Genomic DNA, 21,771 nt, shown 5'->3' with positions numbered 1-21,771 from the left:
AGTCGGCAATCGATAACGTTAGGCGCTCGCCGCCACCGGCAGAGCAACGCCGTTCTTGCTTTTGGCGGACACGTCGTTGGCGGGCACCTTGGTCAGGATCTTCAAAAGGGTTGCCAAGGTGTCCGGAATATCGTGACGCTTGACAACCATGTCGACCATGCCGTGTTCCAGCAGGTATTCCGACGTCTGGAAACCTTCCGGAAGCTTTTCACGCAGCGTCTGCTCGATCACGCGCTTGCCGGCAAAGCCGATTTCGGCGCCGGGTTCGGCGAGATGGATATCGCCGAGCATGGCGTAGGAGGCCGTGACGCCGCCGGTCGTCGGATTGGTCAGAACCACAACATAGGGCTGGCCCGATTCCTTCAGCATGTCGACGGCAACGGTCGTGCGTGGCAGCTGCATCAGCGACAGGATGCCTTCCTGCATGCGGGCGCCGCCGGAAGCCGGGAACATCACGACAGGGCATTTTTCGGCGATCGCGCGCTCGAAAGCCTTCACGATGGCTTCGCCGGCCGCCATGCCGAGCGAACCGCCGATGAAATTGAATTCATGCACGATGGCGACGAGCTTCAGGCCGCGAACCTTGCCGAGGCCGGAGAGGATCGTATCCTCCTGCTCGGTCTTCAGGCGGCTATCCTTGAGGCGATCGGCGTATTTCTTCGAATCACGGAACTTCAGCGGGTCCTGCGCCACCTTCGGCTGCGGCAGGGCTTCGTATTCGCCATTGTCAAAGAGATCGGCAAGGCGGGCCTTGGCCGGCATCTTCATGTGGAAGCCGGAAGCGGGGATGACCCATTTGTTGCCTTCCAGATCCTTGTGGAAGACCATTTCGCCGGTTTCCGGGCACTTGATCCAGAGATTCTCCGGAACCTCGCGGCGGCCCAGCATGGAATTGATCCGCGGGCGGACGTAGTTCGTGATCCAGTTCAATTCGAAAACTCCTAATCGACCGAATTAATCGATAGCCCAGTCGTCACCAAATGCCCATAGGCCTTTTCGCAATCCGCAGGGATTGCCGAAAGGCCTATATGGGGAAATTATTCGGCGGCAACAAGGCGGGCGGAACGGGTGCCTGTCGACAGGCCGCGCACCAGGGTCGCCACGGCCTGGATAGTATCGGCCGTCGCCTTGCCATCCTTGGTCAGGCTGGTGGCGATCTGGTTGACGATCGCGGTGCCGACGACGACGCCATCGGCGGCAGCGCCGATCAGCTTGGCGTGCTCGGCCGTCTTGACGCCGAAGCCGACGCAAACAGGCAGGTCCGTATGCTGCTTGATGCGCTGGACGGCGCCGGAAACAAGCGACGGATCAGGCAGCGCCGAACCGGTGATGCCGTTCATCGAGACGTAATAGACGAAGCCCGTCGTGTTCTTCAGAACCGTGGGCAGGCGCTTTTCATCAGTGGTCGGCGTCGCGAGACGGATGAAATTGATGCCCTTGCGGATCGCCGGGATGCAGAGCTCGTCATCCATTTCCGGCGGCAGGTCGACGACAATCAGGCCGTCGATGCCGGCGGCGATGGCGTCATCGAGGAACTTCTCGACGCCGTAGATATAGATCGGATTGTAATAGCCCATCATCACGATCGGCGTATCGGCATCGACTTTACGGAAATCGGCGGCAAGCTGCAGCGTCTTCTTCATCGTCTGGCCGGCCTTCAGGGCGCGCTGGCCGGCGAGCTGGATCGCCGGACCATCGGCCATCGGATCGGAAAAGGGCATGCCGAGTTCGATGACGTCGGCGCCGGCTTCCGGCAGCGCCTTCATGATGCCGAGCGAGGTCTCGTAATCGGGATCGCCGCCCATGAAATAGGTGACGAGTGCCGGGCGGCCTTCAGCCTTCAAAGCGGCGAAGCGTTTGTCCATACGTGCGGTCATGGCGTCTAACTCACATTCCCAGAATCTTGCCGACGGTGAAGATGTCCTTGTCTCCGCGACCGGAGAGGTTCATCAGGATGATCTCGTCCTTGCCCATCTTCGGAGCGCGCTTGATCACTTCGGCGAGCGCATGGCTCGGCTCGAGCGCCGGGATGATGCCTTCGAGGCGCGTCAGCGTCTGGAAGGCTTCCAGTGCCTCATGGTCCATGATCGGCACATATTCGGCGCGGCCGATATCGTTCAGCCAGGAGTGCTCCGGGCCGATGCCGGGATAATCGAGGCCGGCCGAGATCGAATGGCCTTCCTTGATCTGGCCGTCGCCGTCCTGCAGCAGGTAGGTGCGATTGCCATGCAGCACGCCGGGCGAACCGGCGGTGATGGAAGCGCAATGTTCGTCGCCATTGAGGCCCTTGCCGCCGGCTTCGACGCCGACGATCTTGACGCTTTCGTCATCGAGGAAGGGATGGAAGATGCCGATGGCGTTCGAACCGCCGCCGACGGCCGCGATGACGAGATCCGGCAGGCGGCCTTCGGCCTCCAGGATCTGCGCGCGGGCCTCGGTGCCGATCACGGCCTGGAAATCGCGGACCATTTCCGGATAGGGATGCGGGCCGGCGGCCGTGCCGATCAGGTAATAGGTATCCTCGACATTGGTGACCCAATCACGAAGGGCTTCGTTCATGGCGTCCTTCAGCGTGCCGCTGCCGGCCGTCACCGGGATGACCTCGGCGCCTAGCAGCTTCATGCGGAAGACGTTCGGCGCCTGGCGCTCGACATCGGTGGCGCCCATATAGACGACGCAAGGCAGACCAAAGCGGGCGGCGACCGTTGCCGATGCCACGCCGTGCTGGCCGGCGCCGGTCTCGGCGATGATGCGGGTCTTGCCCATGCGCTTGGCAAGCAGGATCTGGCCGATGCAATTGTTGATCTTGTGCGAGCCGGTGTGGTTCAGCTCTTCGCGCTTGAAGTAGATCTTCGCGCCGCCAAGCTCGGCCGTCAGCCGCTCGGCGAAATAGAGCGGGCTCGGACGGCCGATATAATGCGTGCCGAGTGACTTCAGCTCCGCCTGGAAGGCCGGATCGTCCTTCGCCTTGTTCCATTCCTCCTGCAGGTCCAGGATCAGCGGCATGAGCGTTTCGGCTACGAAACGACCGCCGTAAATGCCGAAACGGCCGTCCTCATCGGGGCCGGAGCGGAAGGAATTGGGTTTAGGCGTCTGGTTCACTTTCTACTCCCTGCTGCCGGTTCCGGCAGACATGCTTCTGCAAAAGCGTCGAAAAACTGGTCGATCTTACCGAGATCCTTCACGCCCGGCGCGCTTTCCAGGGCAGAGGAAAGATCGATGCCTGTGGCCTTGGTGGAGGCCAGCGCCTCGGCGACATTGTCCTTGTTGACGCCGCCGGACAGCATATAATCCACGCGATCGTCAAGCCAGCTCATCAGGCTCCAATCGAAGGATACGCCGTTTCCGCCCGGCAGCACAGAGCCGGCGGGCGGCTTGGCATCGAACAGGAAGCGGTCGGCAATGCCGATATAGGATTCCACCCGCTTCAGGTCATCGGCCTCGCGCACCGACATGGCCTTCATGACGGGGACGTTGTGGACCGCCTTGATGGTCAGCACGCGCTCCGGGCTTTCATTGCCATGAAGCTGCAGCATATCGGGCTTTACCAGCGCCATGATCTCGTCGAGATCGTCATTGGTTGGATCGACCGTGACGGCAACGATCTTTGCCTTGCCGCGCGCATGCTCCGCCAGCTGGCCGGCGAGATCGGGCTCGATATAGCGCGGGCTTTTTTCAAAGAAGATGAAGCCGATATGGGTGGCGCCGCGCTCAAGAGCACGATCCACCGCTTCCGGCGTCTTCAGACCACAAATTTTGACATCGGGGTTCATGGCAGCGGAGTGACACGAAATTTCGAAAGAGTCGAGCCTAAAGGCGACGGTCAAGGGCGGTTTTTCGGCCCGTGACCCACGCAATGGCCTCTTGAAACAACAGGTCGCGCTTTACTTCACGGCGATTACGACTTTGCCTTTGGCCCGACCGGTGTCGACATAGGCCAGCGCCTCATTCGTGCTCTGGAACGGGAAGACCCGATCGACGACCGCTCTTATGGCCCCTGCCTCTATCAAAGAGGTGATCTTGCCGAGCTGTCCGCCGTTTGCGGTCATGAAGAGGAACGAATAGCTGACGCCGTGGCGTTTTGATTTTCTCCGAATGCCGGAGCTCAACAGCCCCATGAGCTGCTGAAACAACCATCCGGAACCATTCTGCCTTGCAAACGCCGCATCCGGCGGACCGGAAATCGATATGAGCTTCCCACCCGGCTTCAGGACACGAAGCGATTTCTCCAGTGTATCCTTGCCAAGGCTGTTCAGGACGACGTCGTAACCCTGCAATACCTTCGCGAAATCATCTTTTTTGTAGTCGACGACGACGTCGGCTCCGAGGCTTTTGACAAGATCGACATTGGCCGTGCTCGTCGTCGTCGCAACATGCGCTCCGAGGTATTTGGCAAGCTGGATGGCAATCGTCCCCACGCCGCCCGAGCCCGCGTGGATGAGTACCTTTTGCCCCTTCTTCAGATTTGCCTGCTCGACGAGCACCTGCCAGGCGGTCAATGCAACGAGTGGCACCGATGCCGCCTCTTCCATCGTCAGGTTCTGCGGCTTGAGCGCCACGTCAGCCTCGTTCATCGCGATGAACTCCGCGAACGTGCCGATGCGATCCTGGGCCGGACGCGCATAAACTTCGTCGCCCGGCTTGAAGCCACGGACCTTGGAGCCAACCCGGACGACGACGCCCGCGACGTCGTTGCCGAGAATGAGCGGAAGACGATAAGGCAGGATGAGCTTGAACTCACCATCCCTGATTTTGGCATCGAGGACGTTCACGCTGGCGGCATGAATCTCCACCATCACATCATTTTCCCGCAACTCCGGCACCGGACTTTCACCAAGCCGGAGAGCACCACCTTTCGCATAGCGATCGATCAGAAATGCTTTCATGGGACTGACTTTCATTTCCGGGGTAATGAGTAGTAGCCGAGCGTCGAAGATGCCGTACCCGGCAATGGAGGCTATCAGGCCGGAAGCCCGTTGAATTTGCGCAAGTTTTTGTCAACGAGCGCTTCCGGCAGAAAACGGCGTATGAAGCGAACCTGCTTTGCCATCTTACCTGCGGTGTAACGTCTCTTGGGCGATGCGGCGTTGGCGGCTTTGACCACCATGTCGGCGACCACCTCCGGCGCATCGCCTCTCTCGACGATCTCACGCATCAGCTTTTCCGCATCGGCGCGAGCTTTATCGTACGGTGGGAGCAGTCGATCCGGCCGCGTGATGTTCTCTTCGAAGGCGGTGCGGGTAACGCCGGGTTCGACGAGAACGACGCGTATGCCTTGCGTGCGGACTTCGTGATCGAGGGATTCGGAATAGCCCTCAATCGCATGCTTCGTCGATGCATAGAGTGCGTTGTAGGGCGCGGGAATCAGCCCGAGGATGGAGCTGATATTGATGATTCTGCCCTTTCTCTGCCGTCTCATTGCGGGCAGGATTGCGTTCGTCATGCGCAGAACGCCGAAGACGTTGACATCGAAAAGTGCCTTTGCCTGCACAGCGGAGGATTCCTCGGCGCCGCCAAGCAATCCAATCCCCGCATTGTTGACGAGCAGATCGATCCGTCCGGCGCGGACCATTATATCATCGACTGCCGCCTGCACGGATTTATCGTCCGTGACATCACAAACCAGCATTGAAACGCCGTCGGGGGCGTCGGTCATCGGTTTCCGGCTGGTTCCAAATACTTTGTATCCCTCGCGCCGTAGCGCCTGCGCGGTCACTCGCCCAATACCGGAAGAGGCGCCCGTGACCAGGGCGACACCGCGTTCTGTCTTGCTCATCGGTCTCCGCTTTCATTTTCACGTGGAACATCGATGAACATTCTGTTACTATCAATTTAGTAGTAAGTCACTATCAAAAAGATATCGACATGAAGAATCTTTCGAACCAGCCATGTTTGATCGCCCGCAGCCTCGCATTGGTGGGCGATGCATGGAGCATGCTGATCATGCGGGACGCCCATGCGGGGCTCACCCGCTTCGACGCGTTTCGCAAGAGCCTTGGCATCGCGCCGACGATGCTGACCGCTCGACTGTCTGCGCTCACGGAAGATGGCCTGTTGGAAAAACGCCGCTACTCCGAACGGCCTCCGCGTGATGAATATGTGCTGACGGCGGCTGGTCAGGACCTACTGCCGGTCCTGTTTGCGATCGGCGCATGGGGGCGCAAGCATCGCCCAAGCGACGGCGTCACCCGGTTCTTCGACGCTGAAACTGGAACAGAGATCGATGCCGTGACGATTGACCGTGCGACTGGAGCTCCCATCGGAACACGTCCGATCCGCATCGTTGCACCGGAATGAACCGTTCCGGGCGCGAGGAGTAAAGGTCGTTCCTCATGTAACATGCCGCTGTCGGCTCAAAGCTGCCGTAACAACCGGTATGACGAAACCACAGGCACACCCCTGTTCAAAGCCAAATTTAGGCGTCTTCGAGCAAGCTCAATCGAAGTCTATCGCATGCAGCTGGCTGCCGTGGCGTTTCAGCCAGGCCTTGGCCTCGTCCATGTCGGGGCAGAGCTTGCGGCAGAGCGCCCAGAAGCGCGGGCCGTGGTTCATTTCCCTTAAGTGGGCGACTTCGTGAGCGGCGAGGTAATCGATGACCAGCGGCGGCGCCATGACGATGCGCCAGGAGAAGCTTAAATTTCCCTGCGAGGAGCAGGAGCCCCAGCGGCTGCGGGTATCCTTCATGGTGATGGACGTGACGGTGGCGCGGATGGCCTTGGCATGGACTGCCACGTGTCTTTCCAGGTCGGCGCGGGCCTCCTTCTTGAGGAAGGTCGCAATGCGGCGGCCGGCATGTTCCGGCAGGCCGCTGACGCGCAACACCGGAACGCCCTCGATGACGATGGCTTCGGTGAGGCCGCGCAGGGTTCCGGTATGCTCGATCCGGTGCCGCACGCCACGCAGAAGAATTTCGCTGCCGCTGCGCAGGCTAGTGTCGGCCGTGAATTTCGCGAGCTTCGTCAGCAGCCAGCCCTGGTGCCGGTCGAGAAAGGCATTGATCTCGCGGGCGGCAAGGCCGCGCGGAATGGTCATCTTCAGCGACCGCCCGCCGGGCTCGATCCTGAGCGTAATGCGGGTTGCCCGCTCGTGCTGGCGGATCGTCAGCGGCATCAGCCGGCCGGCGACATCGAGGGTGCGCGTTTCCGGCGCGGCCAACTTGGCTTGCGGTTTGCGGGATCTGGAGAGCAGCGGAAACATGAAGGCAGTTTTATATGATTCGCTGGAGCATCTGGCAAAGAAAAACCGGCATCCGATGATGCCGGTTTCGACTATATGATGAAGCTGTTGTCACAGCCTATCACGGAGTCTGGAATTCGGTCGGCGAACCGCCATTGTCATTGCGCTTGACGCTGTTGCGTTCGCGCATGAAGCGGTCGAACTCTTCCTGGTCCTTGGCACGGCGCAGTTCGCGGGCATAGGTGTCGAACTCGGCGCGCATTTCGTCCAGCTTGCGACGCTCTTCTTCGAGGCGCTCAAGTTCAGCCTTGCGCCAGTCGTCGAAGGCGACGTTGCCGGTGGAGAAGGAATGACGGTGACGACCGCGATGACGGCCGCAGCCGGCAAACATGCCATCGGTTTTTTCATTCACGTCCCGTTTGAAATCCCGCAAACGTTCCCCGAAGAGAATATAAGCGAGCATGGCGAAGCCCAGTGGCCAGAAGACCATGAAGCCAAGCACCATCAGGACAATAGTAGCCGGAGTCCAATCCGGACGAAGCAATGCAGATTGGTTCATTGTCAGGTATCCTCGCACGGCGCATCGCCCCTCGACTGATACCGATCGATGGAAAGGCTTCTGCGCGGTTTTTAAAGCTCTACCTGCATCTCAGCGCGTTCCAAGGACGCGCGGCGCGGCAAACGGCCCGTTCATCTCTGCGGTACCGTTGGAATCGAGATGGTAACCTCTTCGTGAGGCTTCAATGGCAGCCCCGGGCGGAATCGAACAAGCACTTGAATCCGCTCAGGTAATTCAACAAAAGCTAATAGTTTGCGCTGCCGGAGCGACTCGGTGCCTCATCCGATGCTTGAGCCGCCTATCTATTTGATTTTACATGCTCTCAGGCAGATTTCCCGCCCTTTATGACGCGTTTGACCACTGGCCGGCCGGTGCGGGCATGCTCGCGCGTGAAGGCAAGAATGCGCGGCGCGATCTCGCGGCGGAAGCGCGAGCCGTTGAAGACGCCGTAATGGCCGACATCCGGCTGCAGATAGTGCATGCGCATATGGTCGGGGATATTAGTGCAGATGGTCTGCGCGGCATGGGTCTGGCCGACGCCTGAGATATCGTCGTTCTCGCCCTCGACGGTCAAAAGCGCGATGTTGCGGATGGCGGCGGGGTCGACGCGCTCGCCGCGATGCATGAGCTCGCCCTTGGGAAGCGCATGCTTGATGAACACCTGATCGACGGTCTGCAGATAGAATTCCGCCGTCAGATCCATGACAGCCAGATATTCGTCATAGAAATCGCGGTGCTTCTCGGCCGGCTCGCCGTCATTCTTGACGAGATGCACGAAGAAATCCTTGTGCGCGATCATATGGCGGTCAAGGTTCATCGACATGAAGCCGGAAAGCTGCAGGAAGCCGGGATAGACGGGCCGCATGAACCCCGGCTGCGGCCAGGGCACGTTCATGACGACATTATCGGCGAACCACTCCAGCGGCTTTTCCTTGGCGAGCTGGTTGACGGCAGTCGGATTGATCCGGGTGTCAATCGGGCCACCCATCAGCGTCATCGATGAGGGCGCGAGACGGTCGCCGGCTGCTTCCATGACGGCCGCGGCGGCCAGGACCGGCACCGAGGGCTGACAGACGGCAACGATATGCGTATCCGGCCCGAGGTGATGCAGCATCTCGATAACGTAATCGATATAGTCCTCCAGATCGAAGGTGCCATCGGTCATCGGTACCATGCGGGCATCGATCCAGTCGGTGATGTAGACATCGGCGCCCGGCAGCAGGGCTTCCACCGTGCCGCGCAGGAGTGTGGCATAATGGCCGGACATCGGCGCGACGATCAGGATCCGGGGATCGGCGCCATGGCCTGCGGGCAGGCTGCGCTCGAAATGGATGAGATTGCAGAAAGGCTTCTTCCAGACGATCTTTTCATGCACAGAAACCGGCCTGCCGTCGATCAGCGTCTCGTGCAGTCCGAATTCCGGCTTGCCATAGCGCCGGGTCGTGCGCTCGAAAACCTCGAGACTTGCCGTCAAAGTACGGCCGAATACCGTGTGCGAAAGGGGATTAAGGGGATTGGAATAGGCCAGACGCATCATGTCCGCCGCGGCGCGAAAGGGGGCGAGAGCGGCATGATTGAGTTCGTAAAACTGATAAAACATGGGGGCTTTGCCTTTCGTGATGCGAGTGTGCGAGCTCGCAAATCACATAGATCTTCAAAACGATACGTCTCTTGCGTGTCGCTGCCTTCACTGCGGCGCTCCTCCGGTCGCGCTGTGCAGCAGGATGATTACGGCTCTCGACCGCGATCCTCATCCTTTAAGCTCTTACCATTCAGCCTAGCAGCTTTTGCTGCAGGGCAACATAACAGCTGCTAATTCTTCCTATAAAAAACGCCGGAGAATCGCTTCTCCGGCATCAACAATGATCTCAAAAAGTTAAAGTTCCCGAGCCGTGCACGTTATGCGTCGGCCTGAAAGGTCTGGCGCTGGGAACCGAGGCCTTCCATGCCGAGCTCGACGACATCGCCCGGCTTCAGATATTGCGGCGGCTTCATGCCCATGCCGACGCCGGGAGGCGTGCCGGTGGAAATGACATCGCCCGGATGCAGCGACATGAACTGGCTGAGATAGGAGACGAGGTAGGCGACGCCGTAGACCATGGTCTTGGTCGAGCCGTTCTGCATCATCTTGCCGTTGACCTTGAGCCACATGCCGAGATTCTGCGGATCGGCGATCTCATCCTTGGTGACGAGCCAGGGGCCGATCGGGCCGAAGGTGTCGCAGGACTTGCCCTTGGTCCACTGTCCCGAGCGCTCGGTCTGGAAAGCGCGTTCGGAGACGTCATGGGAAACGCAGTAACCGGCGACATAGTCGAGCGCGTCGGCTTCGCTGACATATTTCGCCGTCTTGCCGATGACGACGCCGAGCTCGACTTCCCAGTCGGTCTTTTCCGAACCGCGCGGGATCCGCACGTTATCATTCGGGCCGACGATGGCCGAGCTTGCCTTCATGAAGATGATCGGCTCCGGCGGCACGGTGGCGCCGGTTTCGGCGGCATGGTCGGAGAAATTCAGGCCAATGCAGATGAATTTGCCGGTGCCGGCAACGCAGGCGCCGAGGCGGCCTGCCGGCAACTCGGGCAGGCTCTTCGGATCGAGGGCCGCAATCTTTGCCAGACCTGCCGGCGAAATCGCCTCGCCGCCGATATCGGCGACATGGGCGGAGAGATCGCGGATCTTGCCGTCGCTATCGAGAAGCGCCGGCTTTTCCTTGCCGACTTCGCCAACACGCAACAGTTTCATGGATTTTCCTTCCCTGCATTTTCAAAAGACGAGATCGATGACGTCATATATGAACGAATTATTCACTAGTGTCATCAATCGATTTCGAGGAGCCTAGCATGGCTCGGCCCTCCGCGCTGGAAAAACAGCTTTTCTAGTTCGAGGATAATGCCCTCGCGATCTCGACGATGACGTCGAAGGCCATGTCGACATCTTCTGCCGTCGCCTCGAACTGTCCGGCCTGGAAACGAATGACCAGCCGGCCGCCAACGCGCGTCTGTGTCAGGTAGATCCGACCATCATTGTTGATCGCAGTCAGGAGGCGCTGGGTATGGCTTTCCTGATCGGCACCCGTGGGCGCCTTGTGATCGAAAGAGAATAGCGACAGGAAGGGCTCGGTGACGATTTCGAAATCCGGCTCCGCGGCAAGGCGCTTAGCCAGATTCCGCGACCAGGAAACATGGTTGCGGATCATGGTCCGCAATCCCTCCAGGCCGTGATAGCGCAGCAGGAACCAGAGCTTCAGCGCGCGGAAACGGCGGCCGAGCGGCACCGACCATTCCGAATAGTTGATGATGCCGTCATGACCGTGGGTGCGCAGATATTCGGGCTGGATCGCAAGCGTGCGAACCAGCATCTCCGGCTCGCGGACGAACTGGACGGAGCAATCGAACTGCGCGCCAAGCCATTTATGCGGATTGAAGACGACGGAATCGGCCTGTTCGACGCCTTGCCACAGAGTGCGGAATTCCGGGCAGATCATCGCCGAACCCGCCCAGGCCGCGTCGACATGCACGTAGAGCCCGTGCGCATGGGCGACGTCGACGACGGCGGCAATGTCGTCACAGGCGCCGACGCTGGTGCCGCCGACACAGGCAATGACGCCGGCCGGCAGCAAGCCGGCCGCGCGATCGCGCTCTACGGCTTCGGCGAGTGCTTTCGGATTCATGGCCTTGCTGGGACCATCGGAGGGAATGCGCACCAGGTTTTCCTCGCCGACACCTGATATCCAGATGGCACGGTCGATTGACGTGTGGACCTGATCGGTGGAATAGATGCGCACCGCCTTGTTGGCGGCAAGCCCCTGGCTATTGCCTTGCCAGTTCAGCGCTCTCTCGCGCATGACCAGAACGGCGGCAAGCGTGGCGGTCGAGGCAGAATCCTGGATGACGCCGGTAAATGTTTCCGGCAGTCCGAGCGCCTGGCGCAGCCAATCCACCACCTTCGTCTCCAGCTCCGTCGCGGAAGGCGATGTTTGCCATAGCATACATTGGGCGGCGATGGCGCTGACCAGATATTCGGCAACCACCGAGACAGGAGCCGCATTGGCGGGAAAGTAAGCGAAGAAGCGCGGATGCTGCCAATGCGTCATGCCGGGGACAAGGATATCCTCAAAATCTCTATAGATATCCTCCATGGCCTCGCCCGATTCCGGCGGAGAATCGGCGATGTGGGCTGCGATCTCGCCCGGAGCCATCTTCGCCCGGACCGGCCTGTCGCGAAGCGACGCGCGATAATCCGCGCCCCAATGCGCCGCCTTCTCCGACCACTGCCGGAACTGCTCCCAATCCATAACGGTCCTCCTCCGCTCCATCGAACGGGGCGGACCTTAGACCGGTTTTAATACTCGGTCGAGTATCAGAACAGCTCGTCGAGAGCAGGCCCGAGCGGCACGATACCTGTGGGATTGAGCGTCGCTATCGAATAGTAACCGCGCTTGATATGATCGAAGCTGACCGTTTCGGCAATCCCCGGCCAATCCAGCATCCGGCGGCAGAAGGATTGCAGATTGGCATAGTCGGACAGGCGGCGGAGATTGCATTTGAACAGGCCGTGATAGGCGACGTCGAAGCGGACGAGGGTGACGAACAGCCTGATATCGCTTTCCGTGGGAGTGCCGGCAAAGAGGAAGGTCCTGCCCTCCAGTTCCGTCTCGACCCGATCGAGGCACGCGAACACATCGTTGAAGGCCTCTTCATAGGCGATCTGCGTCGTGGCAAAACCGGCGCGATAGACGCCATTGTTGAGAACGGGATAGATCCGTGCATTGAAACTGTCGATCTCTTCCCGTTTACCGGCGGGATAAAGATCGATGTCGCTGCGGGCGAGATCCCCGAAGCCGTCGTTCAACATGCGCAGGATATCAGCCGACTCGTTGTTGACGATCGTACCGGTCTGCTTGTCCCACAGCACAGGCACGGTAGCGCGGCCGGTGAAATGGGGATCAGCCTTCGTGTAGATCTCGTGCATGTAGGTGACGCTGTTGACGGCGTCATTCGTGGCGCCCGGATAATCACCGAACCGCCAACCCTGCTTGGACAGAACGGGTTCGACGACAGAAATGGAAATGACCTCTTCCAGGCCTTTCAGTTTGCGGCCGATCAGGGTCCGCGACGCCCAGGGGCAGATCAGCGCGACATAAAGATGATAGCGGCCGGCCTCTGCCTTGAAGCCGCCTTCACCCGTCGGCCCTGCCGCGCCATCCGGCGTGACCCAGTTGCGAAAGCTCGAGGTCTGGCGAACGAAACCGCCCTTCTCATCCTTGGCCTGGACCGGCTGCCAATCCTCAGTCCACTTTCCATTTACCAGCAAGGCTGTGTCTCCACTCGCGCGTTCCTTCACGAGGGCACCATAGCGGAACAGAATTTCACCGGAATAACGCAAACTTGAAACAGACTGTCTACCTGGAGAATGCGGATAGCTCTATGTATGAAAGGTGCTGACTGCGATCAGGCTTTGCGATCAGGTTTATTGGAGCATCATCCCATGGCGATATCCGTTTCCAACGTTAAAACCGATCATGCCAGCCGTTACCTTCAACAGCTCTGCAAGCACTGGAGCCATCGCTTCAGCGTGGAATTCGATGCGGCGGCCGGCAAGGTGCCCTTCAGCCCGGAAAACTCCCTCGATCTGGCGGCCGAGCCCGGCATCCTGATCATGACGCTGACGGTCGAGAAGCCCGAAGATCTCGAACGCATGCAGAATGTCGTCGCCGATCACCTCAAGCGCTTCGCCTTCCGCGAAGAGCTCGGTGTGGCCTGGGCCGCCCGTGCAGCCGGAATGTAGATTCCTCACTAGTGTTCATAACTAGCCAATAGCCGGCCTCCACCGGCTTGCGGCCACCGTCTCCAAGGAAAGAAGCCATCATGACATCAAGCAACGGCCGCGAATCTCAATATCCAATCGACAAGCTCTTTCTCGACCGCTGGTCCCCTCGTGCCTATACCAACGAAACCATTCCGGAAGCGGATCTGCTGACCATTCTGGAAGCAGCCCACTGGGCGCCATCAGCCTCGAATCTCCAGCCCTGGCGTTTCGTCTACGCCCTACGCGGTTCGGAAAACTGGGACAAGTTCCTGAGCCTTCTCGTCGAGTTCAACCAGGGCTGGGCCAAATCCGCCTCGGCGCTGCTCTTCGTCATCTCGCGCACCCATAGCGGCGAACTCGGTTCCGCCGAACAGAAGCCCAGCTACAGCCATTCCTTCGATGCCGGTGCAGCCTGGGGCTTCCTGGCAATCCAGGCACATCTAGCCGGCTACGAAGCCCATGGCATGGGCGGCTTCCATGTCGATAAATCCTATGAGGTTCTCGGTGTTCCCGAAGGTTTCCGCGTCGAGGCGGCCGTCGCGATCGGCAAGGTCGGCGATAAGAACCAGCTTCCGGAAAAGCTGCGCGAGCGCGAAGTGCCGAGCCAGCGCAATCCGCTTTCGGGACTCGCCTTCAACGGCACTTTCATCGCCAAGTAATTGATAAAAAAAGAAAAGGCCCGCCGGATGTTCTCGAGGGCCTTTTTATGTCTGAAGCGAGCGGTCAGATGTCGAGATTGGCGACGTTCAGCGCGTTGTCCTGAATGAACTCGCGCCGCGGCTCGACTTCGTCGCCCATGAGCCGGGCAAACAGGCCATCGGCATCGGTCGCGTCCGTCACCTTTACCTGCAACAGCGTGCGGACGTTCGGATCGAGCGTCGTTTCCCATAGCTGTTCGGCGTTCATCTCGCCGAGGCCTTTGTAACGCTGTAGCGTCAAGCCCTTGCGGCCGCCCGCGAAGATGGTATCCAGCAACATGCGCGGTCCGGAAATCTCCGTCTCGCCGTCGCGGCGGGTAAGCTTCGGGGGAGTCTGGTAGACTTCTTTCAGCCGCGTGCCGAGCTGATCGATGAGTCGAGCATCTTGGGAACCGATCAGCGCCATGTCCAGGAAGACCACTTCCTTGACGCCGCGCACCGTGCGCTCGAAACGCAGGCCGCCCTCGCCGGTCACCGCACCGCTCCAGCCGCGCTCGGTTTCCTCGGCAATGACGTCAAGCCGCTTGGCAACGTCATTTGCCAGCGCTTCGGCACGGGTGGGATCGCTGACCATTTCCGCGTTGAGAGCGCCGGCGATCGCCGCCTGCTCGACAACAGCGCGATTATAGCGCGAATGCAGATTGTCGATCAGCGTGCGCAGGCGCAGCGCGTCGTAGATCGCCTCGCGCAGATCCTGGCCGGTGCGGACTTCGCCGTTGCCAAGGCGGAGGTTCGCATCGTCGGTGCCCTGGCCGATCAGATATTCTTCCAGCGCCTTCTCGTCCTTGACATATTGCACCGACTTGCCGCGCGTTACCTTATAAAGCGGCGGCTGGGCGATATAGAGATGACCGCGCTCGATGAGGTCGGGCATCTGGCGGAAGAAGAAGGTCAGAAGCAGCGTGCGAATATGCGCGCCGTCGACGTCTGCGTCCGTCATGATGATGATCTTGTGGTAGCGCAGCTTCTCGGCGTTGAACTCGTCCTTGCCGATGCCGGTGCCGAGCGCGGTGATCAGCGTGCCGATTTCCTGGCTCGACAGCATCTTGTCGAAGCGGGCGCGTTCGACGTTCAGGATCTTGCCGCGCAGCGGCAGGATGGCCTGATTTTCGCGCGAGCGGCCCTGCTTGGCCGAACCGCCTGCCGAGTCACCCTCGACGAGGAAGACTTCGGACTTGGCGGGATCGCGCTCGGAACAATCGGCGAGCTTGCCGGGCAGCGATGCGATATCCAACGCGCCCTTGCGACGCGTCAGTTCTCGCGCCTTGCGGGCGGCTTCGCGGGCGGCAGCGGCCTCGACGACCTTACCGACCAGCACCTTGGCTTCGGACGGATGTTCTTCGAGCCAGGTGCTGAGCGCTTCGTTGACGAGGCTTTCGACGACGGGGCGAACTTCGGAGGAAACCAGCTTGTCCTTGGTCTGCGACGAGAACTTCGGATCGGGAACCTTGACCGACAGCACCGCCGTCAGGCCTTCGCGGCAATCGTCGCCGGTCAGCGTCACCTTTTCCTTCTTGGTGATGCCCGACGATTCGCCGTAGGAGGTAATCTGGCGCGTCAGCGCCGCGCGGAAGCCGGCCATATGGGTGCCGCCGTCGCGCTGCGGGATGTTGTTGGTGAAGCAGAGCACGTTTTCATGGTAGCTGTCGTTCCACCACATCGCCACTTCGACGGTGATGCCATCCTTCTCGCCGCGGATGGAGACCGGCTTGTCGACCAGCGGCTTCTTGGCGCGGTCGAGATAGGAAACGAAGGCTTCCAGGCCGCCGTCGTAAAGCATTTCCTCCTGCCTGACGTCGGAATGACGCTTGTCGGACAGCAGGATGCGGACGCCGGAATTGAGGAAGGCGAGTTCGCGCAGGCGATGTTCCAGCGTGCCGTAATCGAATTCCGTCATGGTGAAGGTTTGCGAGCTCGGCATGAAGCTGACTTCCGTGCCGGTGGCATTGCCGGCATCACCCGTCTCCTTCAGCGGTGCATCGGCAACGCCGTGGGTGAAGCTCATCTCATGGATCTTGCCCTGACGGCGGATCTTCAGGCGCAGCCAGACCGAAAGCGCATTGACGACCGAGACGCCGACGCCGTGCAGACCGCCTGACACTTTGTAGGAATTCTGGTCGAACTTACCGCCGGCATGAAGCTGGGTCATGATAACCTCAGCCGCCGAAACGCCTTCGCCGCTGTGAATATCGGTCGGGATGCCGCGGCCATTGTCCGTCACCGTCACCGAGCCATCGGGATTGAGCGTCACCGTCACAATATCGGCGTGGCCGGCCAAGGCCTCGTCAATCGCGTTGTCGACGACCTCATAGACCATATGATGCAGGCCCGAGCCGTCATCCGTATCACCGATATACATGCCGGGACGCTTGCGCACCGCATCAAGTCCTTTCAGGACCTTGATGGAATCTGCGCCATACTCGGCGTTGCCACCGTTATCGGTTACGGACGTGTCGGTCATATATTGAAGTCTTTCCAGTGTTTTAAAGAACCCTGCCGATCCCTTGAGCATGATGCCGAAAAGTGTCAGGGGATTTCGGACGACATCATGCTCTACTTCTTTGAGTTTAGAGCAGATTCAGATTTTAGGTTGTTTCGACCTAAAATCCTCCGACTCTAACGAATCAGCGGTTTTTCCTAGCTTGTATATAGGATGTTTCACCCTGAAGTTCCAAAGGGAAGGCCCCGAAATCAGGTATAAAACAGGGGATTAAGGCGGTTTTCAGCCGGTTTTCCCGGCATTTTCCAAAACCCGGGTCAGTTCCCGGATCGTCGCGGCGTCAAGGCCGCGGATCCTGCCGGCCAAGTGATTGACGAAGGCCGTATATTCGGGCGCAAGCCCGGATGTATCGACCACGACGCGCGGATCGGAAAACCGGGCCAGCAGGAAGAGTTCTTCGGCTTCGTCCCAGATGATATTGAAATATCCGGCAATGCGCTGCAGCAGATCGAAGGTCGGCAGGCCGCGCTTTCCATGTTCTAAGGCGGATAAGTAAGCCGGAGTCACATTGAGCGCCGCCGCCATCTGCTTCTGCGACACGCCCTTGCGCAGCCGCAGCTTGCGCACCGCTTCGCCGAACGGGGTCAAAGCCTCTCCCCCTTCAAGCGCGACAGGCGGATATAGAGCGCGCCCTCGCCACCGTGATGCTGCGCCGCCGTCTCATAGGAGGAGATCAGAAAGCGGAATTCCGGCTTGGAAAACCAGAGCGGCACCGCGCGCTTCAGCGCGCCCTCGCTGCCCATCGAGCTGCCCTTGCCAGTGATGACGAGCACATGGCGAAGGCCACGGCTGTGAGCCCGCAGCAGAAAATCCAGAAGCATGCCATGTGCCTCGCTCTGGATGAGGCCGTGAAGGTCTATGCGGGCCTCCAGCGCCAGGTGGCCCTTGGCGATCTTGCGCTTGACGGGACGTTCCAGCGGATGATGTCGGCCGCTGGGCTGCTTTGCGGCTACGGGTGTTTCCTGAGCTTCCGCCGAAGCAGGCGCCGTCTTCGCTTTTGCGGCGCGGCTGCTTTCCTCGTTTTCGGCCTCTGCCTGCAGCGCCGCTTCGAAAGCCTCGATATCGGTCATGCGGCCCGGCATGGGGCGGGTGCTCTTGGCGACCTTACCCCAAAGGATGCGGTCCTCCGCGCTGAGCTTTCGATGCTTGTTCTCCGGGGCCATCAGCCGAACCTCTGCGCCGCCGCCTTCGGAATGAGTATATAAAAATCCGCGTCATTGCGCACGGTGCCGGCGAGCTCTCCGGCATCATAGCCCGAACCGGTAAAGATATCGCCGCGCGCCGGGCCGACGATCGCCGAGCCCGTATCAAGCGCCAGCATCAACCGCGCGAAAGGCTTGCCGGCATCGAGATGCGTCAAGCTTTCCGAACGGATGAAGAAGGGAAAGCCGAAGGTATGGATCAACCGATCGACCGCCAGAGACCGGCCGGCCACCAGCCGCACCTTCGCCGCTGCGATCGGGCCGAGGTCCACATCGCTGACATCGGCCTCGCGGAAGAAGATATAGGATCGATTGTGCCAGAGAACTTCGTCGACCTGCTCGGGATGTGCGTAGAGCCAATCGCGGATCGTCTGCATGGAGATCGTCGTGCGGTCCAGCAAGCCCCGGTTTATGAGCAAGCGCCCAACAGCCGAGAAGGGATGACCGGCCTTGGCGGCATACGTGATGCGGCCGAGACGCCCACCCGGATAGCGCAGGCGCGCCGCGCCCTGCACATGCACGAAGAAGACATCGACCTTGGATTTCGCCCAGGCGATTTCCAGCCCCTTGCCGTCAAGATAGCCGCGATCGATTTCGCCGCGATCGGGATAGGCCGAAATTGCGCCACCATGAAGCCTGCCGAACATGTAGGACGGATCGAGCCCGGCGGGCCGGTTGCCGTCATCCAGATCGATCAGATCATTCGGCCGGCGATAAAAGGGATAGCGGTAGGTTTCGTCCGGCTCGGCCGACACTTCGATTTCCGGCTCATAGAAGGCGGTCACGAAACCACTGGCGCCGCCATCGCGGCGAATGAAGAATGGCCGGCAATGCTCTTCGAAAAATGCCCGGGCCTCCGCCGCATTACACGGTTTTCGTCCTTCAGCGGCGTTAAGAAGCGTCAGGAGATCATCGGTTGTCAGTCCCACGGCACCCGTGCGATAGGGCTTCACATCGCGGATATGGGCGCGACAGTCTGTCATCGCGCGAAAAAGGCTGGAAGGATCGTCCTCCTCCCAGCCCTTCAGATCGGCGAAGGTTGCCGGCTCCAGCCTGAATTCCTGCGATGGGATCGTCATTGTTCGGATTCGGTCGCCACGAGTTTCCAGTTCGGATCGCGCGAACGCGTGTCGCGGGCGAAGGTCCAGAGGTCGCTGACCTCGGCCACGGCTTCGGCATCGCCATCTATCAAGGTGCCGGCCTTGTCATAGGTCGCGGAAATCATCTGGCTGACGATGCGCATGGTGATGAGGGATTCCGTTCCCTTCATCTCGGCGCTGAGGATATCGGCCTTGTCGATCCCGACGAAGGTTGACTTGACCTTCTCGCCCTTGGCCTCGCGATCGGCGATGGCGGCATCGAAACCGTCATAAACCTCGCGCGACAGCAGTCCCTTCAAGGACTTGCGATCGCCGTCGGCAAAGGCCATGACGATCATCTCATAGGCCATGCGGGCGCCGTCGACGAATTCCTTCGGATTGAAGGCAGGATCGGCCTTGCTCACCTCACGCAGAGAATCGTTCAGCGGAGTGCCGGCCGGGGTAAAGGTGTCGATGGCGGTAAAACGGTCTTCCTCTTCGGTCGCATCGCGCCGCGGCAAGGTCACGACCTTGCCGGCATCCGGCGGCGTCGGGCCATTTACCGGATCTGCGGAACCGTAGAGATCGCGCGGCGGCTTCTCATTCCCCGTGCGGCGGCCAAGAACGCTGCGCAGCTGAAAGAAGATCAGCACCGCCGCCACCAGGAAAAAGATCGTCACAAAGTCGTTTGCACCCATCTCGTATCGGAACCGCCGTTAAAATTAAAAGATTAATCCCCATATAGTCCGCATCGATCTATCATTCAAATAGCGGACCGGTTTCTTTATTATACGCGAGAAACCAACGCTTACGCGAAGAAACCCGCTTTCAGGACCACCGTAACATGCGCCTATCACTTCTTCCTATCTTCGTTTCCCTGATGCCTCTGGCTGAGATCGCCGGATTCATCGTCGTCGGAAAGATGATCGGCGTCTGGGCCACACTGGGGCTCGTCATCCTCAGCGTGCTGCTCGGTGCCGCTCTCCTCCGAATTCAAGGGATCGGTATCCTCCAGCGCATCTCGGCCGAAAGCCGCAATGGCGGCGATCCCGGCCGCGAGATGGTGCATGGCGCCATGATCGTCGTCGCCGCCTTCTTCCTGATGCTGCCCGGCTTCATTTCCGATATCATCGGACTGCTGCTTTTCATTCCGGCGGTGCGCGATCTTGCCTGGACGGTCCTGCGCAAGCGCATCGTCGTCGTCGGCAATTCGCGTGCCTTCCGGCGAGGACAGGGTCCGGGCACTGGTCCGCAAGGCCGGCCGCATAGTCCTGCGCCGGTCGTCGATCTGGATGAAACAGATTTCCATCGCGAGCCGGACCGCAAGTCGCCATGGTCCGATCAGAAGCGTTTGAAGGACTAGAACAGCGCGATTGAGCCCGGGCCATAAGGGTTGTAAGCCCCTATTCTAAATGCTAGATGGCGACACCCATCGAGACGTGAGAGGACACCCCCATGGCCAACGAGACCAACGGCAACGGTGCAGCCAGCCCGAGCCTCAGCATCCTTGCTCAGTACACCAAGGATCTTTCCTTCGAAAATCCGGGTGCTCCGCGCTCGCTTCAGGCCCGGGAAAATGCGCCCGACATCAATATCAACGTCAATGTCAACGCCAACCCGCTGTCGGACGAGGATTTCGACGTCGTGCTGACGCTGAACGCCGAAGCCAAGGATGGCGAGCGCGTTCTCTTCCATACCGAGCTGGTCTATGGCGGCGTCTTCCGCGTCACCGGCTTCCCGCAGGAACACATGCTGCCGCTGCTTTTCATCGAATGCCCGCGCCTGCTGTTCCCCTTCGCACGCCAGATCATCGCCGATGTCACGCGCAATGGCGGCTTCCCGCCGTTGATGATCGACCCGATCGATTTCGCGCAGATGTTCACGCAGCGCATGGCTGAAGAACAGGCCCGCGCCCAGGTTTCGGCCGTTCCGAACTAAGCTTCAATTTTCCATCCTTGGAAACAGAAATGCCCGGATCGAAAGACCCGGGCATTTTCTTTGGTGCTTAAAGAAGCATCCTTATTCGGACACGCGGTATTTGGACCAGATTCCCTTCATGCCAAGCTTGGCGACCAGCGCGTCATGGGCCGCGCGTTCTTCTTCACTCAATCGGCTTGCCAAGGGATTGGACCGTTCGAGTATATCGGCGACGATTTCCTCCAGGCCATCATTCTGGCGTGAGCGCGCCGACGAACCGATGGCGCTGCCGAGGCCAAGCGCGGTCTGCCGGCCGCCGATCATCTCGATATAGACTTCGGCCAGCAGTTCGGAGTCGAGAAGTGCGCCGTGCTGGGTGCGATGCGAATTATCGATGCCGTAGCGACGGCAGAGCGCATCCAGCGAATTCGGACCCATGGGGTGCTTGCGCCGGGCCATGGCCAAGGTATCGATCACCATATCCGGGAGGATCGGCGGCCGGCCGAGCCTTGCGAATTCGGCATTGACGAAACCCATGTCGAAGGTGGCGTTATGCGCGATCCATTTGGCATCGCCGAAAAATTCGAGGATCTGATCGGCAACGATTTCGAAGGCAGGCTTGTCCTTCAGCGATTCATCGGTGATGCCATGCACGGCAAGTGCATCGGGATGAACCTTACGGTCGCCCGGGTTGATATAAAGATGCAGCGTCTTGCCGGTCGGAAAATGGTTGAAGAGCTCGATGCCGCCGATTTCGATGATACGGTCTGCCCTGTTGTCGAGCCCAGTGGTTTCCGTATCGAAAATGATTTCGCGCATGTCGGGCTCCGCC

At 59.9% G+C, this 21,771-nt stretch carries 23 protein-coding genes; 5 read left to right on the top strand and 18 right to left on the bottom strand.

The annotated features are described in order from the left end of the window. Nucleotides 1–18 precede the first annotated feature (18 nt). The 6 genes from accD to ACPYOP_RS24550 all read right to left on the bottom strand — a co-directional run bounded on the left by accD (nucleotide 19) and on the right by ACPYOP_RS24550 (nucleotide 5,776). The gene (gene accD, locus ACPYOP_RS24575) at nucleotides 19–930 is read right to left on the bottom strand and encodes an acetyl-CoA carboxylase, carboxyltransferase subunit beta (RefSeq protein WP_481412889.1); all 912 of its coding nucleotides are present in this window, start codon (nucleotides 928–930) and stop codon (nucleotides 19–21) included. Nucleotides 931–1,037: 107 nt separating this feature from the next. Continuing rightward, the gene (trpA, locus tag ACPYOP_RS24570) at nucleotides 1,038–1,877 is read right to left on the bottom strand and encodes a tryptophan synthase subunit alpha (RefSeq protein WP_481412888.1); all 840 of its coding nucleotides are present in this window, start codon (nucleotides 1,875–1,877) and stop codon (nucleotides 1,038–1,040) included. A gap of 10 nt (nucleotides 1,878–1,887) precedes the next feature. After that, nucleotides 1,888–3,102 (bottom strand): tryptophan synthase subunit beta, encoded by a 1,215-nt coding sequence (gene trpB, locus ACPYOP_RS24565; RefSeq protein ID WP_481412887.1) that lies wholly within the window; start codon nucleotides 3,100–3,102, stop codon nucleotides 1,888–1,890. Further along, a complete protein-coding gene (locus ACPYOP_RS24560; RefSeq protein WP_481412886.1) occupies nucleotides 3,099–3,773 on the bottom strand; it encodes a phosphoribosylanthranilate isomerase in 675 nt (224 codons plus the stop codon). The genes trpB and ACPYOP_RS24560 overlap by 4 nt, the downstream gene beginning before the upstream one ends. A 111-nt stretch (nucleotides 3,774–3,884) precedes the next feature. Then, complete coding sequence (locus tag ACPYOP_RS24555) at nucleotides 3,885–4,886, bottom strand: NADP-dependent oxidoreductase (protein ID WP_481412885.1); 1,002 nt, start codon at nucleotides 4,884–4,886, stop codon at nucleotides 3,885–3,887. Nucleotides 4,887–4,960: 74 nt separating this feature from the next. Further along, on the bottom strand, nucleotides 4,961–5,776 hold the full coding sequence (locus ACPYOP_RS24550) for an oxidoreductase (RefSeq protein ID WP_481412884.1): 816 nt from the start codon (nucleotides 5,774–5,776) through the stop codon (nucleotides 4,961–4,963). A gap of 89 nt (nucleotides 5,777–5,865) precedes the next feature. Here ACPYOP_RS24550 and ACPYOP_RS24545 point away from each other — a divergent pair, with 89 nt between their 5' ends. Further along, nucleotides 5,866–6,297, top strand: coding sequence for a winged helix-turn-helix transcriptional regulator (locus ACPYOP_RS24545; protein WP_481412883.1), 432 nt, complete (start codon nucleotides 5,866–5,868; stop codon nucleotides 6,295–6,297). A gap of 138 nt (nucleotides 6,298–6,435) precedes the next feature. Here the strand turns inward: ACPYOP_RS24545 and ACPYOP_RS24540 are convergent, their stop codons facing one another. The 6 genes from ACPYOP_RS24540 to ACPYOP_RS24515 all read right to left on the bottom strand — a co-directional run bounded on the left by ACPYOP_RS24540 (nucleotide 6,436) and on the right by ACPYOP_RS24515 (nucleotide 13,048). Next, entirely contained in the window at nucleotides 6,436–7,197 is a 762-nt protein-coding gene (locus tag ACPYOP_RS24540) for a M48 family metallopeptidase (protein WP_481412882.1), read from the bottom strand. 100 nt (nucleotides 7,198–7,297) lie between these two features. After that, entirely contained in the window at nucleotides 7,298–7,735 is a 438-nt protein-coding gene (locus tag ACPYOP_RS24535) for a DUF2852 domain-containing protein (protein ID WP_481412881.1), read from the bottom strand. Between the two features lie 322 nt (nucleotides 7,736–8,057). After that, on the bottom strand, nucleotides 8,058–9,335 hold the full coding sequence (locus ACPYOP_RS24530; RefSeq protein ID WP_481412880.1) for a polyhydroxyalkanoate depolymerase: 1,278 nt from the start codon (nucleotides 9,333–9,335) through the stop codon (nucleotides 8,058–8,060). Nucleotides 9,336–9,634: 299 nt separating this feature from the next. Further along, nucleotides 9,635–10,477 carry a fumarylacetoacetate hydrolase family protein gene (locus tag ACPYOP_RS24525; protein WP_481412879.1) on the bottom strand — a complete coding sequence of 281 codons (843 nt, stop codon included), beginning with the start codon at nucleotides 10,475–10,477 and terminating at the stop codon, nucleotides 9,635–9,637. Between the two features lie 133 nt (nucleotides 10,478–10,610). Further along, nucleotides 10,611–12,029 (bottom strand): pyridoxal phosphate-dependent decarboxylase family protein, encoded by a 1,419-nt coding sequence (locus ACPYOP_RS24520; protein ID WP_481412878.1) that lies wholly within the window; start codon nucleotides 12,027–12,029, stop codon nucleotides 10,611–10,613. Nucleotides 12,030–12,094: 65 nt separating this feature from the next. Further along, nucleotides 12,095–13,048 (bottom strand): glutathione S-transferase family protein, encoded by a 954-nt coding sequence (locus tag ACPYOP_RS24515; RefSeq protein ID WP_481412877.1) that lies wholly within the window; start codon nucleotides 13,046–13,048, stop codon nucleotides 12,095–12,097. A 174-nt stretch (nucleotides 13,049–13,222) separates the two neighbouring features. Between ACPYOP_RS24515 and ACPYOP_RS24510 the strand changes: the two genes are divergently transcribed. Both ACPYOP_RS24510 and ACPYOP_RS24505 read left to right on the top strand, forming a co-directional pair. Beyond that, the gene (locus tag ACPYOP_RS24510) at nucleotides 13,223–13,522 is read left to right on the top strand and encodes a DUF2218 domain-containing protein (protein WP_481412876.1); all 300 of its coding nucleotides are present in this window, start codon (nucleotides 13,223–13,225) and stop codon (nucleotides 13,520–13,522) included. An 80-nt stretch (nucleotides 13,523–13,602) separates the two neighbouring features. After that, complete coding sequence (locus ACPYOP_RS24505) at nucleotides 13,603–14,202, top strand: nitroreductase family protein (RefSeq protein WP_481412875.1); 600 nt, start codon at nucleotides 13,603–13,605, stop codon at nucleotides 14,200–14,202. Between the two features lie 64 nt (nucleotides 14,203–14,266). Here the strand turns inward: ACPYOP_RS24505 and gyrB are convergent, their stop codons facing one another. The 5 genes from gyrB to ACPYOP_RS24480 form a co-directional block, all read right to left on the bottom strand. Next, nucleotides 14,267–16,702 (bottom strand): DNA topoisomerase (ATP-hydrolyzing) subunit B, encoded by a 2,436-nt coding sequence (gene gyrB / locus ACPYOP_RS24500; protein ID WP_481412874.1) that lies wholly within the window; start codon nucleotides 16,700–16,702, stop codon nucleotides 14,267–14,269. Between the two features lie 261 nt (nucleotides 16,703–16,963). After that, nucleotides 16,964–17,329: a helix-turn-helix domain-containing protein gene (locus ACPYOP_RS24495; protein WP_149637989.1), complete on the bottom strand. Its 366-nt coding sequence runs from the start codon at nucleotides 17,327–17,329 to the stop codon at nucleotides 16,964–16,966. Continuing rightward, a complete protein-coding gene (locus tag ACPYOP_RS24490; protein ID WP_481412873.1) occupies nucleotides 17,326–17,904 on the bottom strand; it encodes a Smr/MutS family protein in 579 nt (192 codons plus the stop codon). Before ACPYOP_RS24490 ends, ACPYOP_RS24495 begins: the two co-directional genes overlap by 4 nt. Beyond that, complete coding sequence (gene mltA, locus ACPYOP_RS24485; protein ID WP_481412872.1) at nucleotides 17,904–19,022, bottom strand: murein transglycosylase A; 1,119 nt, start codon at nucleotides 19,020–19,022, stop codon at nucleotides 17,904–17,906. The genes ACPYOP_RS24490 and mltA overlap by 1 nt, the downstream gene beginning before the upstream one ends. After that, entirely contained in the window at nucleotides 19,019–19,720 is a 702-nt protein-coding gene (locus ACPYOP_RS24480; RefSeq protein WP_481412871.1) for a Tim44/TimA family putative adaptor protein, read from the bottom strand. Before ACPYOP_RS24480 ends, mltA begins: the two co-directional genes overlap by 4 nt. Before the next feature lie 146 nt (nucleotides 19,721–19,866). Here ACPYOP_RS24480 and ACPYOP_RS24475 point away from each other — a divergent pair, with 146 nt between their 5' ends. Both ACPYOP_RS24475 and secB read left to right on the top strand, forming a co-directional pair. Next, the gene (locus tag ACPYOP_RS24475; protein ID WP_481412870.1) at nucleotides 19,867–20,385 is read left to right on the top strand and encodes an FxsA family protein; all 519 of its coding nucleotides are present in this window, start codon (nucleotides 19,867–19,869) and stop codon (nucleotides 20,383–20,385) included. Between the two features lie 92 nt (nucleotides 20,386–20,477). Then, the gene (gene secB / locus ACPYOP_RS24470) at nucleotides 20,478–20,960 is read left to right on the top strand and encodes a protein-export chaperone SecB (RefSeq protein WP_112339883.1); all 483 of its coding nucleotides are present in this window, start codon (nucleotides 20,478–20,480) and stop codon (nucleotides 20,958–20,960) included. An 81-nt stretch (nucleotides 20,961–21,041) separates the two neighbouring features. Here secB and dnaQ read toward each other — a convergent pair whose 3' ends face one another. Beyond that, complete coding sequence (dnaQ, locus tag ACPYOP_RS24465) at nucleotides 21,042–21,758, bottom strand: DNA polymerase III subunit epsilon (protein ID WP_481412869.1); 717 nt, start codon at nucleotides 21,756–21,758, stop codon at nucleotides 21,042–21,044. Between the last annotated feature and the right edge of the window lie 13 nt (nucleotides 21,759–21,771).

Source organism: Rhizobium sp. KNZ2-6A (genome assembly GCF_056755475.1).
Note: the sequence above shows the minus strand (reverse complement) of the source record. Positions and strands in the feature narration are given on the sequence as shown.

Bases quoted from the DNA above. Each gene is read 5' to 3' on its own strand.
- trpA (WP_481412888.1), bottom strand. From the start codon at position 1,877: ATGACCGCACGTATGGACAAACGCTTCGCCGCTTTGAAGGCTGAAGGC.
- ACPYOP_RS24560 (WP_481412886.1), bottom strand. From the start codon at position 3,773: ATGAACCCCGATGTCAAAATTTGTGGTCTGAAGACGCCGGAAGCGGTG.
- ACPYOP_RS24555 (WP_481412885.1), bottom strand. From the start codon at position 4,886: ATGAAAGCATTTCTGATCGATCGCTATGCGAAAGGTGGTGCTCTCCGG.
- ACPYOP_RS24550 (WP_481412884.1), bottom strand. From the start codon at position 5,776: ATGAGCAAGACAGAACGCGGTGTCGCCCTGGTCACGGGCGCCTCTTCC.
- ACPYOP_RS24545 (WP_481412883.1), top strand. From the start codon at position 5,866: ATGAAGAATCTTTCGAACCAGCCATGTTTGATCGCCCGCAGCCTCGCA.
- ACPYOP_RS24540 (WP_481412882.1), bottom strand. From the start codon at position 7,197: ATGTTTCCGCTGCTCTCCAGATCCCGCAAACCGCAAGCCAAGTTGGCC.
- ACPYOP_RS24535 (WP_481412881.1), bottom strand. From the start codon at position 7,735: ATGAACCAATCTGCATTGCTTCGTCCGGATTGGACTCCGGCTACTATT.
- ACPYOP_RS24530 (WP_481412880.1), bottom strand. From the start codon at position 9,335: ATGTTTTATCAGTTTTACGAACTCAATCATGCCGCTCTCGCCCCCTTT.
- ACPYOP_RS24525 (WP_481412879.1), bottom strand. From the start codon at position 10,477: ATGAAACTGTTGCGTGTTGGCGAAGTCGGCAAGGAAAAGCCGGCGCTT.
- ACPYOP_RS24520 (WP_481412878.1), bottom strand. From the start codon at position 12,029: ATGGATTGGGAGCAGTTCCGGCAGTGGTCGGAGAAGGCGGCGCATTGG.
- ACPYOP_RS24510 (WP_481412876.1), top strand. From the start codon at position 13,223: ATGGCGATATCCGTTTCCAACGTTAAAACCGATCATGCCAGCCGTTAC.
- ACPYOP_RS24505 (WP_481412875.1), top strand. From the start codon at position 13,603: ATGACATCAAGCAACGGCCGCGAATCTCAATATCCAATCGACAAGCTC.
- gyrB (WP_481412874.1), bottom strand. From the start codon at position 16,702: ATGACCGACACGTCCGTAACCGATAACGGTGGCAACGCCGAGTATGGC.
- ACPYOP_RS24490 (WP_481412873.1), bottom strand. From the start codon at position 17,904: ATGGCCCCGGAGAACAAGCATCGAAAGCTCAGCGCGGAGGACCGCATC.
- mltA (WP_481412872.1), bottom strand. From the start codon at position 19,022: ATGACGATCCCATCGCAGGAATTCAGGCTGGAGCCGGCAACCTTCGCC.
- ACPYOP_RS24480 (WP_481412871.1), bottom strand. From the start codon at position 19,720: ATGGGTGCAAACGACTTTGTGACGATCTTTTTCCTGGTGGCGGCGGTG.
- ACPYOP_RS24475 (WP_481412870.1), top strand. From the start codon at position 19,867: ATGCGCCTATCACTTCTTCCTATCTTCGTTTCCCTGATGCCTCTGGCT.
- secB (WP_112339883.1), top strand. From the start codon at position 20,478: ATGGCCAACGAGACCAACGGCAACGGTGCAGCCAGCCCGAGCCTCAGC.
- dnaQ (WP_481412869.1), bottom strand. From the start codon at position 21,758: ATGCGCGAAATCATTTTCGATACGGAAACCACTGGGCTCGACAACAGG.